We start from the raw sequence: 16,602 nt of genomic DNA, 5'->3' as shown, positions 1-16,602 counted from the left end.
TGCTGGTGGTGTCCGATGATCGAAGTGACGCAATAGCCCTCATGCCGGTAGGTGCGACCCGCCGGCCCAGCCGCTCCGGCACGGCCCGCCTGATCCTGTGGAACGACGCCTGACCAGGGCGATCACTTGGATCGCCGGGACCGCCTCAACGGCCGCGGTGGTCGATCCGGTGCTTACATCTGATGCATGATTCGTGCATCAGATGTAAGCGAACAATTGCTAGTTCTGAGACACGGTGACGTGGAGGTGGTCGTAGTGGCCGCCGGTCACATCGTCGGGGTCGTGCATGCCGCCGCCGTTGTAGGGGCGCCAGCCCTCAGCGTCGCGGGCTACCGACCAGATGCGACCGTCCCAGATCAGGTACTCCACACCGAGGGCTTCGGCGTGGTTCTTCATCCAGTTGGTGACCTGCCAGCCGAGCTCGCGCGGTGCCGGAGTGGGCCGCTGGCCGATCGCGTTGCCGAACGTCCCGTCGCACGCTCGGCCGAGGGGGTGTTCGGAGACGGTGCCGGGGCGGGGTGAGTAGCAGGACCAGCTCGTGTCGGGGAACGCGGCGATGGTCTGCTGATACAGGTGCAGCATCCGGGCGGTGATCTGCCCATTCGATGTGGGGTCGTCGACCATCTGGTTCGGGTCGCCCTCGAACGGTTCCGGCGCCCCGCCCGGTCCGGGGGCGCCGGTGTCCGGGTCGCACTCCTCGCCTGGGCGTCCGGGGCCGGTCTCGGGTTCGGGCAGGTCCGCGGCGTCATGGGAGTTGAGCCAGGCGGCGGGGTCGGTGTGCTCGCCATCGGTGCCGCCGATGCGGACCTCGAAATGCAAGTGCGGTCCGGTGCTGTTGCCCGAGCTGCCGATGTCGCCGATGTGCTGCCCGGCGGTCACCTGGTCGCCGGATTGGACGTGGATGCCGTGCTCCCACATGTGCGCGTATGCCGTCGCGACCGTCTGCCCGTCGATGGTGTGCTCGATGACGATGAGCCCGCCGTAGCCGCCGGAGAACTCCGCGACCGTCACCGTCCCGTCCGCGGCGGCCAACAGAGGGGTGCCGTCGGGGGCGGCGAAGTCGGTCCCGGTATGAAAGCTCTGCTCGCCCGTGATGGGGTGGATGCGCGGCCCGTACTCGGAGGTGAGGACCCACGTGCCCTCCGGGACCGGGAACACCACTCGCGACGACTCCGGCCCGGCGGGTTGCCCGACCGGAACGACCGCGCCGTCGCCAGTGCCGGCTGTGGTGGTGAGCGTGGTGAGGATGGTTTCGGCGACGGGCTCGTAGTTGCGGTACCGGTCGGGGTAGGCGGACACTTCGACGGCTTGGGCGGCCTCGCCCTTGTCCATCTGCTCCCAGCCGGGAATGTCCAATAGGCCCCGCGGCGAGGGATGGTTCGGGCCGGTGGGTCCGCCGAAGAACGCCTGCGCCTGGTAGACGGGGTCCATCAGCTCGGCGACGGTTCCCCACCCGGACTGTGGCCGCATCTGGAACAGGCCAAGGGAGTCGTTGTCCGAGCCGTCGCCGTCGTTGGGGTAGTTCGCCGACTCGGGATAGGCGCTGGTGTTGGACAGCATCCGCAGGGTGGATTCGGTGAGCGCGGCCATCAGCGCGATCACCAGCCCGTCGCGGGTCACTCCGTCGATGCCAGAGCCGGACTCGATGATCGTCGCGGCATGGGTGAGCTGGGTCCGATTGAGGGTGAACGTCTCACCGTTCGCCGTCGTCACGGTGAGCGAGTCGGGGACGTCCCCGACCGTGACACCGCCGTCGACGGTGCAGGTGGCGGTCGCGGTGGCGGCGGGGTTCATCAGCACCCCGACCGACAGCAGCGCCAAGGCGGGTCCGAAGAACACCAGGACCAGAGCGGCGACGGCGACCTTCTTGAACACGAGCGATCACCCCTGGCGGCTATCGGAGGGGGTTGTCGAGCTGGGACAGCCGCAGCAGATGGCAGGTGTCATACGTCGGGCCGCAGACGATGAACACCGTGAACGCCACCGCATGCTCGGACGTCACCTGTTCGTCGTTCCAGGTCCCGGTGCGGTGGCGGGTGCCCTCGATCGTGTAGGCGACGGTGCCGGGAGCGAGCTGGCCGGGCTGGGCCTGCTCCACTGCCGTGTCCCATGCCTCGGGGACGTAGGCGTGCTCGATGGTGAGGTGCTGGGCGGTGGCGTACCGCCGAAGCTCCAGCCACGCGTCCCGCGACGGGAGGTAGGCGGCGACATCGAAGGCGAGGCCGGCCTGCTCCGCACCTGACGGGTCACCCACGGCGAGGACCACCGCGCTGTAGTCCAGCGGCATCAACCCCGAGGCCGTGTCCCAGGCGAACAACGCCGTGGCGACGTTGCCGGCGAAGGTTTCCGGGTCATCCGACGCCTCGACCTCCGGTAGTGCAGGCAGAGTCGGTGTTCCGGTCGGTGCAGGTTCGCCGGGCGAGGTGACCACCGGCCCCGGCCGCGTCCCGCTGTTCCCATCCGAGGGGTCGGTCTTCGGTGGCCCGGCCAGCAGGCCGTACACCCCGATCCCGGCGAGCACCACGATCGCCACGAGAGCGGCGATGAGGGCGATGAGCCGGTGACGGGAACGAGGATCAGAGGCGGCGAATGGGTCTTCATACCCGGCAGGTGCGCCAGTCCTGCCTTTGCGTTCAGACAGCGCAGCGTCAGAGGGCGCGCAGGTGTGCACGATCTGTGGGCGGCTCGTCGGCCGGCTGATCGTCGGAGGCTTGGTGGTCGCGGGCGGCGCGCAGCTCATCGGCGAACCGGCTCGTGCCCTCAGCGGTGTTCAGGAAGCCCGCGATCTGCTCGTCGGTCAGCTCGGCGGCGAGCTGGTCTGGGGCGTAGTGGGTCCACCACTCGGTCAGCTCGCCCCAGGTATGGATGAACGCCCGCACCGGATACCGCACCGGCTCCCCATCGACGCCCACCAGCGGCACTGGTCGGTGCGCCGGCGTCTTGCCCTTCTGCTTCTTGGCGGCGGTGGCGCGGGCAACGGCCTCGTCGGCCATCTGATGCAGGTCGGCCTCCCGCACATCCTGCGCAGCACTCGCCGCGTCGCGAACGGCCTGGAAGATGGGATGCACCGGGGCGCCGCGCTCGATCTGCGCCAGACCCGCGGCGGCCTGCGCGCGGAGGGGTTCGGGTTGGGCAGCGTCGGCAACGATGCGTTCGAGGTAGCCGATCCGCTCGAAGGTCTTGTAGGAGGCGCTACCGGGAATCATGGCGGCAGCCTGCTCGCGGGTCTTGCCGAGCTGCCCGGCGGACGGTGGTGGACATTGTCCACCACCGTCGCTTCCGGGCTGATGGTCGCTGGTGAATCGGGTCGCGGCCTGCCGGCGGGCCGCGTCGGCGGACATCTCCTGTTTCAGCTCTCGGTACAGGGTGGCGGCTTCGAGCTGGGTCAGCGGCTTGTGCAGGGCGTTGTCGTCCTGCTCGCCCAGCAGTTGCCCGAGACGATCCGACAGACCGGAGCGGACCCATACGCTGACGGTGCGCCAGCGGAGCTGTTTGATCGCCGCCAACCGCCGTGCCCCGCACACCAGGACCCCGTCGATGGTGACCGTCAGCGGTTGCAGCAGCCCCTCGCGGTCGATGGAGGCGGCCAGAGCGTCAATGTCGCCCAGATCGGCACGGTGCCGTGCACCGACGATGATGGAGTCCACCACCCGGTCGAGCTGGACCCCGCCGGCCTGCCCCTCACTCACACCCCACCCCCGCCACGGTCGCGGTTCCGGCTGTGGTGGGCGGTAGCGGCTAGAGACAGCGAGAGCACCAGGTCGTCATCGCGCAGCAACACGGCAAGGTCTCACCGATCAGCAGCCGCAACAGCACGCCCTTCCCCGCACTCGTAGCCGCATACGCCGGGTGCGGGCTGCCGAGCAGCGCGCGCAGCAGCACGGTCCACGAGGCGCGGGGCAGGTCGAGCAGGGCGCGGGCGTGCCGGTCTCGCCGCAGGCTCTCATAGGCGGACTGCCGGGTGCCGGCCCGCATCAGGGCCCCGCAGACATGCTCCACCGACGCGCGAGCGGTCTCCGGTGCCCAGCCCAGCAGGCACAACAGGCCGATCGCGTCCTCACTCGCCGACTCAGCGGACATGCACGCCTGATCCGAACCGCTGGAGCCACCGTTGCCCGCATCGGCGCTGGTGTCCGTCTCGGCGTCTGCGGAGCTGGGGTCGGTGACGTGGAACGCCGGGTGATAGTCCGTCAGCGGGTTGTCGCGATCGCCGAACCTTTCGGGATCGTGGAACGCGGACACGTGCGGGCGGCGGGCTTGGTGGACCGAGCAGAGCAGTCCTTGGGCACGTTCCTCAAAGATGCAGGTGATCCGCACCCCGTGAGTGACCATCGCCCACGGATCGTCCGCGCGCCGGGTGGAGTCGTACTGCATCGCGTCAAACGCCGCCGACGCGGCCTCCCACGGGTCCAGGCCGTGCTTGCGCGCCAGCGGCGTGTACTTCTCCGCGGCATAGGCCATCAGCTCCCGCGCCACGGGATCGGAGGCCCAGGCGCCCTCGCCCGCCTCGTACAGCCGGGTCAGCAGGGCACGCAGACCCTCACCCGTGGTGAAGTCGGTCTCGTCGTGGTGTCCGTGGTGCGTCGTGGGGGTCATGGCCGGTCACCTGTTCATCCCGACACCCGAGCGCACCGGACCCGAGGGAGTAGCACCGCTGCGGCCGAAGGCGGACAGCGGCGGCAGCCGGTGCGCCCGGTCGGCGAGGTCGTGCACCCGGTTCGCGATCGGGGCGCGGGCGCGACGGGCCAGCTCGGCCTCGAAGTCGATACCCCGCCCCGACAGCGTCGCGCCGTGCCGAGCGATCAGGTCGGTGGGCCGCACCCACTCCACACCCCGCGCCCGCCTCTCATGTGCGGGGGTGCCCTGGTCGCCGTCGCGGCGGACGTGGGTGGCTTCCACCGCGTCTGGCGTGCCGGTCTTCTCGACCATCTCCGGTCGCTCGTCCACTGGCTCGGGGGTCAGCCGTCGCCGTTCGTGCTGTGCGTGTGGGTTCCCGTTCATCGGGTTGCCTCCTCACCATCGGTCATCTCAGGGGTTCTCATGTCAGGAAGGTGCGCAGCGGTGAACCAGCGCCCGACCGTGGACGGATGCACTCCGAGTTCGCGGGCGATGCGCCGGTCCGACCAGCCCCCATCCCGCAGCTCAGCGGCCCGGCCCCTGCGCTCCAGTGCCGGCGCGGACGTAGACATGTCGGGCACGTTCCTGCCCGCCTCATGGGCCGGCTCGCCCTCGGTGCGCGGTGCAGTCAGCTCTCGCGGCTGTGACGGCGACGGTGCGCCGAGGACCGCATGGTTCGAGGCCGCGAGGCTGGGTGAAGTCTCATCGAGACCGGTGGTGTCGGGTGTGGGGCGGGTGAGGATGACGGTCAGGTGGGTGATCGCCAGCAGCACGACCGGCGGCACCGCCGCCACCGATGCGGCGAGCACGTCGGGCACGTCGGCGTCGGCGGCGACCACGGCGTGGATGGCGTTGGCGGTCACCGAGACCGCGGCGCCGCCGATCAGCAGCGCCCACGGGTACCACGCTGTCTTCTGACCGGCGAGGGCGACGACGGCGACCGTGGCGACGACGATGATGCCGTCCACGATCAGCGGCCACGCCCACGCTTGCCCCGCACCGACACCGCTTCGGGCCGCGAGGTCGGCCAGCGCGGTGAAGGACAGCCAGAACGCGCCGGCGGCGATGAACACCGTCCCCGACACCGCCGTCACCACCGCCCACCGGCGACCCGCCGCCCTGCTCGCGATCGGGGTGGTCATCACAGCCCCCGCACCTTCGACGGCCCGGCTGACGGGCGAGCGGGATCGCGGTTGAACCAGCTGTCTGAGGCCAGCGGCGAATAACCCCGCACCGGTGACGACGCTCCGCGCCGCGCCGTGGCCGGGTGGACGGTGCGGTAGGCAGAGCGGACCGTGGTGGCGATTTCGCGGTCTCCGAGCCCGGCGTGACCGGCGGCAGCGGTCAGCACATCCAGCGCATCCGAGGCGGGGAGCCCATCTTCCGCGAGTCGGCACGCCGCCCAGAACAGGCCGCGGTTCCGTTCACCTTCGCCACGGGCAGCGACCCACGCCGCCAGCCGGCACACATCGACATCCCGGTCCACACCGCCAGACGCAGGACGGCTCGGTGCGGGGCGGGGGTCGAGGAAGTCTCGCAGCCGCTGAGCGTCCAGGGTGCTGGCGGGGCCGGTGTTGACCTGTTCGACCTGGTACCCGACCGTGGCGCCCTGGATCGCGCGGGTCGAGGGCGGGACGACGATGTAACCGCCGTCGCCGCGGAAGTCGATCCCAGCCGGCCCGGCCTGCCACGACCGCTGCTCCGTCCCGGGGGTCGCCGGGTAGTAGGCGTGCATCCCGCCGGTAGGGGTGCGCACCAGCAGCTCCCACCCGTCCACCAGCCCGGCACGAGCGGCGCGGCCGAACCCGGCACGGCCATCGACCGGACCGTGGACATCCACATCGACGACGACCGCGCCCGAGGCTGCGCCGGTCGGGACACCGATGTTCGCCCCCGGCGACTGCCGCCACCACGCCTCGATCTGATCCAGGTCCGTGGTGGCGTCGTGGAAGCCGTGTCCGGTGGCCGGCCGCTTCCCAAACGCCACACAGGGGAAGACCCGCACCCCCGCGGCGGCGAACTCCCGCGCGGCCGCCGACAACGGCCATGCCCCGCTCATCCGGAGCAGCGCTGAGGAGACCGCGCCGTGCTCGGCCATCACAGCCCCCGCCCCTCGAACGCCGGCGCCGGGACGGGGCGCGCACCTGGCTCAGGCAACGACGCCACCCGCCGCGGAGCAGTCGGCTCCGCTGCCGGTCGCCCATGTGCGGGTGTCTCGCGGTGGGCCGCGTCCCGGTCCATTCCCGGTGGGGTGCCGTCGCCGACCTGTGCGGTGTCGAGCTGGTCCAGGATCGCCAGGGCGGTCTTGCGGACCCGCTCCCCGGTCGCCTTAACCACCTCGACCAGCTCTTTCCCGTCGACGCGGGCTGCCCAGGTCGAGACGTACGGGATCGTGTACCCGGAGGTGTCCATTCCGTGGGCAGCGCCGACCATCAACGCCACCGACTCGGCTTCGACCTCGCCGATGCCGCGATGCTGTCGGGCCTCCTCTGCGTCGGGGCCGTGGAGGAGGACGTGGCCGAGTTCGTGAGCGAGGGTCTTGACCTGCGCCGCGGGGTCCATGTTCTCCCGCACCGCGACCGTGTTCGCGGTGTAGTCAGTCGTCCCGTTCGCGCCGTGGATCATCCCCTCGTGGGGCACCCGCAGCACCGCGAATCCGGCCGCCTCCACCTGCACCGCCAGGCCGTCCCACAACCCGGCGGGCGCTTCGCCTTCCAGCAGTCGCGGTGCCGGGGGTTCGGGGATCGGGTCGCCGGTGGTCTGCGATGCGTCCCACACATACGCCGGGCGGACGCCGACCATCTTGGAGCGCACCACCTCACCCGGCCGGGGCTTCTCGCCCTTGCTGAGACGGCGCCACGACTCCGCGTCCGCGGGGTTGGCCGAGGCGAACCGGCCGGTCACGGGCGCGAGAATCTGGTAGCCGGGTTGACCCTTCTCCACCTGTCGGCCGAGCTGTTGCCACTGCTTGTAGCCGGCCACGTACGACGGGTACGGCTCCGGCACGCGGCCCTGCTCGTAAGCGTTCTGGTGCTGCACCCAGACCAGCAGCGTGTTGTTGAAGCTCCTTGAACGGAACCGCGCCGCGAACGCCAGCGCCCGCGTCCAATCTGGGCCGGACACGAGTTGTTCCACGGCGCCGGTCAGCTTCTCGTGCAGCTCGTCGAGCTTCGCCTCGCGTGCCTCGCGGGCTTCCTGCCTCGTCGCCATTGCTCTGGCCTCCTCCCGGCATCGACCGCGCCCAGGAGAAGGTGGCGGTGCACCAACGAGGTGCGCCAGGAGAACCAGCAGGTGTGTCGAGACGGTCAGCGGACTACGAGGTCGGTAGGTTGGCCGTCAGGAGAACTCGCGTGGCGCGCCTGACGTATGACATACCGGCCTACCGGGAATCTCGTGATCCGTGGGGTTCGGTGCCGGGATGCTCCCGATATCCCGCTCGTGATGCTCAGATCGGGAGCGGCGTTCAGCTCGCGCGCAGGGTCAACTGCCGGTACCGGGTGGGGGTGAGTCCGACGTACTTGCGGAACTGCTGGGCTGCGTGTCCGCGGCTGCGCCAGCCGACCTCCCGCATCGCCGTCTCGATCGACAGATCGGTCTCCCGCAGAGACTTGGCAAGGTTCTCGGCGCGGAGCATGGTCAGATACGCCAGGGGCGTCTTGCCGTAGGCATCGGTGAACACCCGGCTGAGCTGCGACGGCGACAGATGCACCCTCGCGGCCAGAAGGTGGAGAGTCCACTGCTTCGCGGGTGCCTGATGCAGCAGCTCGGCGGCCCGGCGAGCCTCGGCGCGCAACGGCGCGAACTGCCGATGCCGCGGCAGCGTGGGCCGGATATGCGCACGCTGCGACGCCGATATCCGCACCGGGGAGACGTTGACGAACGGCGCGACTACGTGGGCGACGTTGAACCACAGCGCCTGCATCCGGTAGAAGTTCCGGGCGAAGCCACCGTCAATGCTCCGCTCCACCAGCTCATCCAGCCACGGCATCAACATCCCTGCGCGTTTCTCACCCAGCCGGAGAATCTGAGCCGGCTCGGAGTACACTCGCTCGGCGAATCCCTGCGCGTCGAGCCGATCCTGCAACAGCCCGGCATGCTGCCAGAACACCTGATCGATCACATAGTCGGTGTCCAAATAGATCGTCGTGACGGTGATGTGGCCCTCGGGTTCACTGCCACACAAGGTGTTCGCGCTCAGCAGCACTACATCACCCGATGTGGCCGGCTTCTGCCCGAACTCACTGAACAGGATCGCCGAACCGGAGCGTACGAAGATGAGCTTCACGCAGTCATACGCCACCGGCCCAACCGGACGGTGAACCGTCCGAGTCCGCGCCAGGATCGGCTGATAATCGTGGGCCTCAACGACATCAGCAGCCCCAATTTGCGGCATTATGGAATGGCGTGCACACCGGTCTCCGGACGCCCCGGAACAAGCCGAGAATCGTCCGCGGGGCGGCCGCACCCCTCGCCGACGAGAAAAGGCTCGCCGGGGGGTGACGATGAATGCCGTCGCATCGAGGCTGGACGTCGCGTCATTCCTTCTCCGGGCCCCTTGCCGTGTCGGTGCGCCTAGGATGCCGCGCCTCTGCTTGGGAGTGAGCTGGTGCCGGGGAGGCTGCGAGCGATCGATCGCTAGTCGGCGGTGGCCGGCGCCGAGCACCCAACACCAGAGTCACGATCGCGGCGATCGTGGTACCCGCGACGAGCGCACCCGCGGCGGAGAGCGTCATCGCGTCGGGTTGCACGATCGACTGTCCGCGGGCGGCCTGCCAGAAGCTGAGCACGACGAGACCGCTGTAGGCGACACCGGCGATATGAGAAAGCGGCACCCGCGCGCCTTCGGAGACGATCGCGGGGCTACGGCGTGAAAGCCACGCGATAGCGAAGGCGATCAGTGGTACCACCTGCATGGCGTGGAGACCGACGAAGTGCGGCACGCGAAGATCGCCTGCGACCGTGCTCCATCCGGTGATCGGCAAGCCGGGTCCGCCGTCGGCGATGCCCACCGAGTGTGCCCCCATGATCGTCTCGGTCGGGTTCTCAATCAGTCCGGCCTCTTCGGCGGTCATCGTGAATGCGAGGCCCATTCCTACCAGGCCGATGACCAGGCCCCATCCCACGGCGATTCTCAGCGCCTGATCGCCGCCTCGCGATGCGAGCACGAAGACGGCGAGCACGATGTTCGACAGCCAGACGATGACGATGATGATGCCCATTGAAGCGGTGACAGCAGTGTCGAAGACGGTTTGGAAGTTGAAGTGGCTCAGTGTGCCTCGGACGATCTGGAACGTTATCAGCGCCAGTTCGAGGAAGATTCCTGCCGCGATGATGGTGCACAGCCCCCGTGCTGTTCGGCGTGCCCGGGTCACGTGCGGGAGGAGCACGGCGAGCGTCGTGGTGTAGATCGCTATGGAGATGCCGAACTTGAAGGACTTGAGCCAGATCGGGGCGTTCACGAGTTCCCGCGGATCGAGGAACACCCCGATCAGCGCGATACCCGCGATCGCCAGCGAGCCGAAGGCGGCGAACTGGAGGGGACGATGGGCCAATAGTGCGTGACCGACTGTCCCGCGGAGGTTCATGATACTGCCGAGACGTGTCGGTGCCGACAAGCCGACAGTAGGGCCGGCTGCGCATGCTGACGGCCCCAACCGCCTCCACGCATTGAGCCTGCCTGGCGCGCATGGCTGATCCGACCACGAGAATCGCTGAGGACGTGGTCGCCGACATCGCTGGTGACTACCTGCGGCACCATCCCTCTCCTCTCGTGAACGCTACGTCACTGGACAGACTACACTGTAGCATGTACAGTGACGTAGCCCAGTTCCGAGGCAGGTTGAGCGAGCTTCGACGCGGACGGGGCACTGTCGACTCCATGAAGATGCGGTTCGATCAACTGCTTCGGCCCTATCTGACCTGAACGAAGTGACCAACGCCGATACCCGTGCTTCATTGCATCCGGTCATCGCCGAGGCGCGAACTCGCGGAGACACGCTAGCGTGCAGGACAACCGATTGGTCCCAGTTGGTGCTTCCCGGCTAGGTCCCGGGGAGGGAGAGCACCATGGTCTGCAGGTGCTGTCGATGTCCGTTGTATCTGACGCCGGGGATGGCTGGCGTCGCACCATGTCTGGTGAATCCCATGCGCGCGAAGAAGCGGATTGCCCGGGGATTGTCGACGGTCGTTTGCAGGTGGCAACCTGGAACTCTTGCCTCGTCGAGTCGGGTGAGCCAGTGGGTCATGAGTTGTTCGGCCACGCCTGTGCCGCGGAACTCTGCGAGGACGGCGATGTGCAGATGAGCGGGCCAGCGCGGGTCTGTGAACCCATCTCCCATCGATTCCTCGTGCCGCAGCCTGGCGAGGGCAAGGTCACGCAGGCTGCGCAGGAAGAACCTCAGGACACTGGGCCGACGCATCAGTCGGTGTTCCTTGATCGCACGATCAATTCGCTCGCTCTCGGTGGGGAACCGGGAACTGTCCACGCATCCGGTGAGGTAGCCGACGAGTCGGCCATCCCCATGCGCAACGAGCAGCGACTCGGGCTCGGTGTCCATGTAGGGATCGAGATAGACCGCCGCCTCGGAGTCGCGGTGTCCCCAGAGCTGATCGACCGGGGAGTCTGCGCCCGCGCGATCGAATAGTTGACGTAGCGGAACCCGGTCATCGTGCCGAAAACTGCGGACGACTGTCTCAGTCATGTCGTTGCTCCTTGGTCTTCGCGTTGGCGACCCAAATCGTCCCTCATGTCGCTCAAGCGGGTGGGGTGGTAGCAGAGCTGAATGTTTGACGAGTTGTCGAAGCGGCGTACTTCGAGCAGTTCCAGGCGCGTGGACTCGATGAAGAGCGGGATGCCACTGCCAAGCGCAACCGGACTGACCATGAGGTGCAGTTCGTCCACGAGTCCTTGGGCGAGGAGCGGGTTCCAAACGATGTGGCTGGCGAATACGACAATGTTTCCGTCCCCTTCGGCGGTCGCCTTTGCGAGCCAAGCGGCGACATCGGCTCGGCGGATGACGGTCGTAGTCTTGGCCCAGGGGTTGTCAGTCGGGATCGGGCCCCGGTCGCTGACGACGACCTTGGGCAGCCCGTTGAAGCGGCGGCTGATCTCCCGGTTGGTGTCGTCCACGTCGCGCGCCTCGGGCGCGTGCGGATTCTCAGGCTCTGGGGCATCGGCGATGTACGGCCAGTAGGCGCTGAATCCGTCGAAGGAATCCCGCCCGAGCAGCAGTAGCTCTGCGGACGCGATGCTCTCAAGGTTCGCCCGGTCGAACGCGGCATCCGTCGCCAGAGCGAGTGGGCTGCCCGACGCGTCGGCGAAGTAGCCGTCGAGCGAGACGATGTTGTTGACGATGACCTTGCGCATGATGGGTTCTCTTCCGTTCGGTTCTTTCATTGGTCCGGAACCGCATCAACGCGATGCCGCGCACCGGCTGTCACCCACCATCGCCCCAGGAAGGCTGAGACCGCGACGGCGAGATAGGTGAGGTAGATCCAGGGTCCCTGTTCGAGGTAGAAGCTCGTGTGATCGAGCGAGAGCGGGTGTGTGGGCACCACGAACGCGAGATAGTCCAAGAGCAGGGCGACGATGAGCCAGGCGAGGCCGAGGGGCCAGGCTGGATAGCGGAGGCGGCGCCCTGAGAAGTACCAGCGTGCCGCGCAGGTCCAGACCGCGAGGTTGAGGATCGGCAGGATCACAGCGACGCGCTGATAGGCGATGTTGTCTCGGACGGCCACCTCGTCCCAGGGAGATTGCCCCATCACGGCTGCGACACCCAGGTAGATGCCGAACCCCAGTGTCGAGACTGCGACGTAAGCGACAACGAGGGTGAGCAGTGCTCTGAGGGGGTCGAGTACCCGCATCACTTCTCCCATCCTTCCGTACGTGCTACAGTGTACACTACACATAGTTATTGATGGCGTGAAGGAAGAGGAGACTCATCAAGCCAAGAGGGCTGCTCACCCTAGGCCGCCCCGCGTGTCGTGGAGTCTCATCGGCGTCGGCTACATCGGTCTCCCTGACGGCGAGGCGGCTGCTGAGAAACATTTCATGGGCGAGTTGAAGAAGTCGCTCATCCGAACTGAGGAGGTATCTGATGTCTGGTTCACCGTTGAACCGTGTCGAGTCGATCGTGTTTCCGACACGCGATCTAGACGCGTCGATCAAGTTCTGGTCCGTCGCGTTGGGCCACGGGCCCGCGTTTCGGACCGATGACTTCGCCAGTTTCGAGGCTGGCAATGTCTCGGTCGGTCTGACGAAAGCGCCGTGGCGAGATGAGCCTGTGGTGTTCTGGGCGTGTGATCAGATCGAAGACGCTCATCGCGCGCTCACAGTTGCCGGCGCTGTCACGATGATCGAGGTGGCCGGCGGCACCCTGGAGGAACAGGGGGAAGGGACGCCGGTTGCAGGCGTCGACTCCGCTACCGGGGCCGTTGACGTGCCCGGCGCTCGTCTCGCGACGATGCGAGCCCCCGACGGCACGCTGGTAGCCCTCAACCAGGCGCTGGAAGAGAGCTGGTGAGGGAGCTCGAACTCGAATGACCACCGCCCGAAGGAAGGTTGCCGCTTTCTTGGCGCTCGTGGCCGCATCCGGTGTGTGCGGGTGTGCGCTGACCGATAGCGCACAGTTGGAGAAGGATCTTGTCGCAGAGCTGACTTACCGGGTGGAGAGCGTGACGGACGGGATCGAACTCGTCCGCGAAGACGTGATCGCAGACCCGGAGGACGTCATCGCCGGCTCGGATGTCATTGGCGATGCACGCTCACTCTCCGGCGGCTCGGAAGCAACGTGGCCGGTCGAGCCGTCGGCACTGTTGGCGATGGGTCGAACTGCGGAGACGGTGCGCTTGACGATGACGACCACTGCCAGGGTCGAGGGCGGCGGTGGTCTCAGCTACGAGGCGCTGTCGGGCCGCGTCTGTTTCACGATCGAAGTCCGCGCCGATTCGCCCGTAGAACTGCTCCCGTCAGACTGTCGTGGCGATGACGGCCGCATCCCGGATCACATTGCTGAGAGCGAGGAAACGATCGTCCCCCTCTCCGAACTCGAACTGACTCGGAGCTAGGTCACGGCGGATGGAGACGGAGGAGCGGAATCGATGACACAGCCGATCACACGACGAGCGCACGAGAACACGGTGCCCGCCCAACTGGACGCCCGCCTCACTGCCATCATCGAACGCCACGTCGAACGCGGACGTTCCCACCACGTTCTGATCGGCCTCACGGACAGCGGTGGAAAGCATCGCTGGTCGGCCGCGTGCGCCCGCACTCCGCTCGACCCCGCCGCTCCGTTCTTCATCGCCAGCGTGACGAAGCGCTTCATCATCGCACTGGTCCTACAGGCACATGAACGCGGCGAACTCGACCTCGACGGACATATCGGCCGCTACCTTCCCGCCGGCGACCCCCGAGGACTGCACGTCTGGTGCGGCATCGACCGGACGCAAGAGATCACAGTGCGGCACCTGGCAAGTCATACCTCGGGGTTACCCGACCACTTCGAGAAGCGTCGCGGACTAGGCAGCCTCGACCGAGCGCTGCGCCGGGGCGAGGACGCCGCGTGGACATTCGACGACGTACTGCACACGACGCGACATCTGCAGCGACCGCACTTCGCCCCGCAAGACCTCCGAGCCGCCCGACAGAAGGCACGCTACTCCGACACCGGGTTCCAGATGTTGATCCGCATCCTGGAGACAGCGACCGGCCGTTCCTTCTCGGAGCTCGTGACGATGAGAATCGTCGAACCGCTGGGACTCACCCGGACCCATCTTCCGCGTCGTGTTGCACACGGTCGCTCGGAGTCGCCCCCGACCCCCCCGACGCAGCTGTACTCAGGGCGGGCGCCTGTCACGGTGCCCGGCATGCTGGAATCCAGTAACGACCTGATGAGTACCACGAATGACCTTCAGATCTTTCAGCAGGCCCTTTCCACAGGGTCGGTGTTCCACGAGCAAGAGACATCGGCTCTGCTCACCGAGCGGTCGAACCGCCTGCGCAACATCCCGATGCTCACCTACGGCCTGGGAACGATGACGTTCCGTGTCGGTCGACTCATGTCCGGCGGCGCTCCGGCGAGAACGCTCGTGGGACACTCCGGAGCAACTGGGAGCTGGCTATTCTCCTGCCCCGAGGTCGACCTGCACCTCGCAGGCACCGTTGACCAGATCGGGAGCAAGGCCGCGCCGTTCGCACTGATGGCCAAGTGCCTCGCCGCGTGGACCGAGGGGCACAAACCGGCTCCGTGAGCAGGGCTACGGGGCGGAGCGAGGGCCCGAGGAGCGCTCGATCAGGGATTCCACGCCGGCACACAGAAGATTCAGCCCGAAACCGAAATCGGGATCTCTGACCCACTCCTTCCAGCTACCGAAGTCATCAACCCGAGCGAGCGAGGTGAGGATCGGATAGTCCCGCTCATCGAGCACCGCGCTCAGCATGGCAGCGTACCCAGCGCTACTTGCGAACTCCTCCGATGCACTCTGCGCAGGCGTGGCAAGATCATGAACCAGCTTGGCCTGCGCAAACGCGTAACCAGAGAGCGCGATAGCGATGTTAAACCGCTCTCCCACGCTCAATCCCGTCGCTTCGAGCGCACGGAGCATCGCCTCAAGCCAGCGAAGCTCACTCGGGCCGGAAGGCGGCCCGGTGCGCGGAATATCCAATGTCCACGGGCGTCCGCGCAGATGGTCGAGCTGAGCCCGGGTCCACACGACGACGTACTCGCGCCAGCCGAGCTCACCTTGCACTGGCGGGACCGGTGCCGCAGCGTCCGCCATCATCGTGAGTAATTCGTCCTTGCTGCCGACGTAGCGGTAAAGCGACATCGCCGCAACCTTGAGTTTCGAGGCGACGGCACTCATCGTCACCCCGGCGAGGCCCTTCTCATCAGCAAGGGCGATCGCGGTTTCCACGACCGTTGCGGTGTCCAAGCTCGGGCGTGGCCCGTGCCGCGCGGCCTCCTCTCGCCCCCACATCCGCGCAACGATCGGAGGGAGGGGGTGCTCGTCCGCCATCGCTTCCTTCCCGCCCTGGCCGGCTGTCCGAACATCGGGGCGTTCACTGTTTCCCCTACAGTGTAGAGGTTCTGAGCGAGACAGAAGCCGCCAAGACGCTTGCAAGGGCTTCAGATCGCGTTCTGAAGTTGCGGATCGCCGCCGTAAATGCCGTAGTCGACAAGAGTGTCGGAAGGCTCCGATCGGCTGGACAGGGACTCGTGCCCGCCTCACTCGCCGCTGGCGGCGAGTATGGGTGGCTGGCTGGTCGGCCCATTGATGTACGCGGCAGCTTCCAGCACGTAATCTCTTCGTTGACCTCGCGAACAAGTTGTCGCCAGGACGCACCAGAGAACGGCGGAGCATGGGATTCGTCGGCCGACGACTCGCAGATGGTGGAGGTCGCCGACAGTCTCGACCGGCTGCTGACTAACGCGGCGAAGGCGGGAAGTCTGAACGTACACGGGGAGGGGTTCGACAACGGCCTCGTTGACCTGCTGGACGCGGCCATTGCCGAGTCCGATCCGTCTGTCGAGCGGTTGATGGCACTTCTAAACGAGCGGGGCTGGAAGGGCTGGACCCGCATCGAGCGACTACCCGCCGACAAGTCCAGCACATAGCCCCGCCGACAGCGGAATCCCGAGAGGCCACGTCCGGGGTTCGCTTCACGCGGTTTCGGCGCCCTCGGTTCCTCAAAGTCGCAGGCGACCCATAGCGAGAGTCCGTGCAGCCTCGTCCCCTGGATCGGCTTGTTCAGCTCCCCAGATGCGCCGGACGCAACCGAGTTCCCAAGTTCACGAGTAGCGGTGTCTGCATCCGGGGTTCGCCACGCCTGCGGAGCCACTTCATGCACGACCTCTCCTCGTATGCCGACCCGGGGTCAAGTCCCTGTTCGTGGTGTAACGGCTGATCCTTCGGAGATCGGTTAGAAGTGTTGAGACGCTCTCGGGATGACGACCACGGCGGGGGCATCCGTCGTCCCGATCGACG

At 67.3% G+C, this 16,602-nt stretch carries 18 protein-coding genes; 4 read left to right on the top strand and 14 right to left on the bottom strand.

The annotated features are described in order from the left end of the window. Nucleotides 1-219: 219 nt before the first annotated feature. From ACHIRB_RS05500 to ACHIRB_RS05440, 13 genes are all read right to left on the bottom strand, one after another. On the bottom strand, nt 220-1,875 hold the full coding sequence (locus ACHIRB_RS05500; protein ID WP_395125653.1) for a M23 family metallopeptidase: 1,656 nt from the start codon (nt 1,873-1,875) through the stop codon (nt 220-222). 19 nt (nt 1,876-1,894) lie between these two features. Then, nucleotides 1,895-2,533 (bottom strand): hypothetical protein, encoded by a 639-nt coding sequence (locus ACHIRB_RS05495; protein ID WP_395125654.1) that lies wholly within the window; start codon nt 2,531-2,533, stop codon nt 1,895-1,897. Nucleotides 2,534-2,648: 115 nt separating this feature from the next. Continuing rightward, nucleotides 2,649-3,689: a ParB N-terminal domain-containing protein gene (locus ACHIRB_RS05490; protein ID WP_395125655.1), complete on the bottom strand. Its 1,041-nt coding sequence runs from the start codon at nt 3,687-3,689 to the stop codon at nt 2,649-2,651. 49 nt (nt 3,690-3,738) lie between these two features. Then, on the bottom strand, nt 3,739-4,596 hold the full coding sequence (locus ACHIRB_RS05485) for a hypothetical protein (RefSeq protein WP_395125656.1): 858 nt from the start codon (nt 4,594-4,596) through the stop codon (nt 3,739-3,741). 6 nt (nt 4,597-4,602) lie between these two features. Continuing rightward, nucleotides 4,603-5,001: a hypothetical protein gene (locus tag ACHIRB_RS05480; RefSeq protein ID WP_395127624.1), complete on the bottom strand. Its 399-nt coding sequence runs from the start codon at nt 4,999-5,001 to the stop codon at nt 4,603-4,605. Then, on the bottom strand, nt 4,998-5,759 hold the full coding sequence (locus ACHIRB_RS05475) for a DUF2637 domain-containing protein (protein WP_395125658.1): 762 nt from the start codon (nt 5,757-5,759) through the stop codon (nt 4,998-5,000). Before ACHIRB_RS05475 ends, ACHIRB_RS05480 begins: the two co-directional genes overlap by 4 nt. Beyond that, nucleotides 5,759-6,715, bottom strand: a complete 957-nt coding sequence (locus ACHIRB_RS05470; protein ID WP_395125659.1) for a bifunctional DNA primase/polymerase — start codon at nt 6,713-6,715, stop codon at nt 5,759-5,761. Before ACHIRB_RS05470 ends, ACHIRB_RS05475 begins: the two co-directional genes overlap by 1 nt. After that, nucleotides 6,715-7,827, bottom strand: coding sequence for an ArdC-like ssDNA-binding domain-containing protein (locus ACHIRB_RS05465; RefSeq protein WP_395117392.1), 1,113 nt, complete (start codon nt 7,825-7,827; stop codon nt 6,715-6,717). The genes ACHIRB_RS05470 and ACHIRB_RS05465 overlap by 1 nt, the downstream gene beginning before the upstream one ends. A gap of 253 nt (nt 7,828-8,080) precedes the next feature. Beyond that, the gene (locus ACHIRB_RS05460; RefSeq protein WP_395117395.1) at nt 8,081-8,902 is read right to left on the bottom strand and encodes a helix-turn-helix domain-containing protein; all 822 of its coding nucleotides are present in this window, start codon (nt 8,900-8,902) and stop codon (nt 8,081-8,083) included. A 250-nt stretch (nt 8,903-9,152) separates the two neighbouring features. Continuing rightward, the gene (locus tag ACHIRB_RS05455; protein WP_395125660.1) at nt 9,153-10,202 is read right to left on the bottom strand and encodes a hypothetical protein; all 1,050 of its coding nucleotides are present in this window, start codon (nt 10,200-10,202) and stop codon (nt 9,153-9,155) included. A 456-nt stretch (nt 10,203-10,658) separates the two neighbouring features. Beyond that, complete coding sequence (locus ACHIRB_RS05450; RefSeq protein WP_395125661.1) at nt 10,659-11,318, bottom strand: GNAT family N-acetyltransferase; 660 nt, start codon at nt 11,316-11,318, stop codon at nt 10,659-10,661. Next, complete coding sequence (locus ACHIRB_RS05445; RefSeq protein WP_395117401.1) at nt 11,315-11,983, bottom strand: dihydrofolate reductase family protein; 669 nt, start codon at nt 11,981-11,983, stop codon at nt 11,315-11,317. The genes ACHIRB_RS05450 and ACHIRB_RS05445 overlap by 4 nt, the downstream gene beginning before the upstream one ends. A gap of 26 nt (nt 11,984-12,009) precedes the next feature. Next, nucleotides 12,010-12,480 (bottom strand): hypothetical protein, encoded by a 471-nt coding sequence (locus ACHIRB_RS05440; protein ID WP_395117403.1) that lies wholly within the window; start codon nt 12,478-12,480, stop codon nt 12,010-12,012. A gap of 233 nt (nt 12,481-12,713) precedes the next feature. Here ACHIRB_RS05440 and ACHIRB_RS05435 point away from each other — a divergent pair, with 233 nt between their 5' ends. From ACHIRB_RS05435 to ACHIRB_RS05425, 3 genes are read left to right on the top strand one after another with little or no spacing between them, the layout of a single operon-like run. After that, complete coding sequence (locus ACHIRB_RS05435) at nt 12,714-13,139, top strand: VOC family protein (protein ID WP_395117405.1); 426 nt, start codon at nt 12,714-12,716, stop codon at nt 13,137-13,139. 16 nt (nt 13,140-13,155) lie between these two features. Then, nucleotides 13,156-13,683: a hypothetical protein gene (locus ACHIRB_RS05430; RefSeq protein WP_395117407.1), complete on the top strand. Its 528-nt coding sequence runs from the start codon at nt 13,156-13,158 to the stop codon at nt 13,681-13,683. Nucleotides 13,684-13,716: 33 nt separating this feature from the next. Continuing rightward, complete coding sequence (locus ACHIRB_RS05425) at nt 13,717-14,868, top strand: serine hydrolase domain-containing protein (RefSeq protein ID WP_395117409.1); 1,152 nt, start codon at nt 13,717-13,719, stop codon at nt 14,866-14,868. A gap of 6 nt (nt 14,869-14,874) precedes the next feature. Here ACHIRB_RS05425 and ACHIRB_RS05420 read toward each other — a convergent pair whose 3' ends face one another. Further along, a complete protein-coding gene (locus ACHIRB_RS05420) occupies nt 14,875-15,531 on the bottom strand; it encodes a TetR/AcrR family transcriptional regulator (RefSeq protein ID WP_395117411.1) in 657 nt (218 codons plus the stop codon). 395 nt (nt 15,532-15,926) lie between these two features. Here ACHIRB_RS05420 and ACHIRB_RS05415 point away from each other — a divergent pair, with 395 nt between their 5' ends. Continuing rightward, nucleotides 15,927-16,232, top strand: coding sequence for a hypothetical protein (locus tag ACHIRB_RS05415; RefSeq protein ID WP_395117413.1), 306 nt, complete (start codon nt 15,927-15,929; stop codon nt 16,230-16,232). Nucleotides 16,233-16,602: the final 370 nt, after the last annotated feature.

The organism is Antrihabitans spumae (assembly GCF_043944905.1).
Taxonomy (GTDB): domain Bacteria; phylum Actinomycetota; class Actinomycetes; order Mycobacteriales; family Mycobacteriaceae; genus Antrihabitans; species Antrihabitans spumae.
This window is presented reverse-complemented; position numbering and strand designations above follow the sequence as displayed.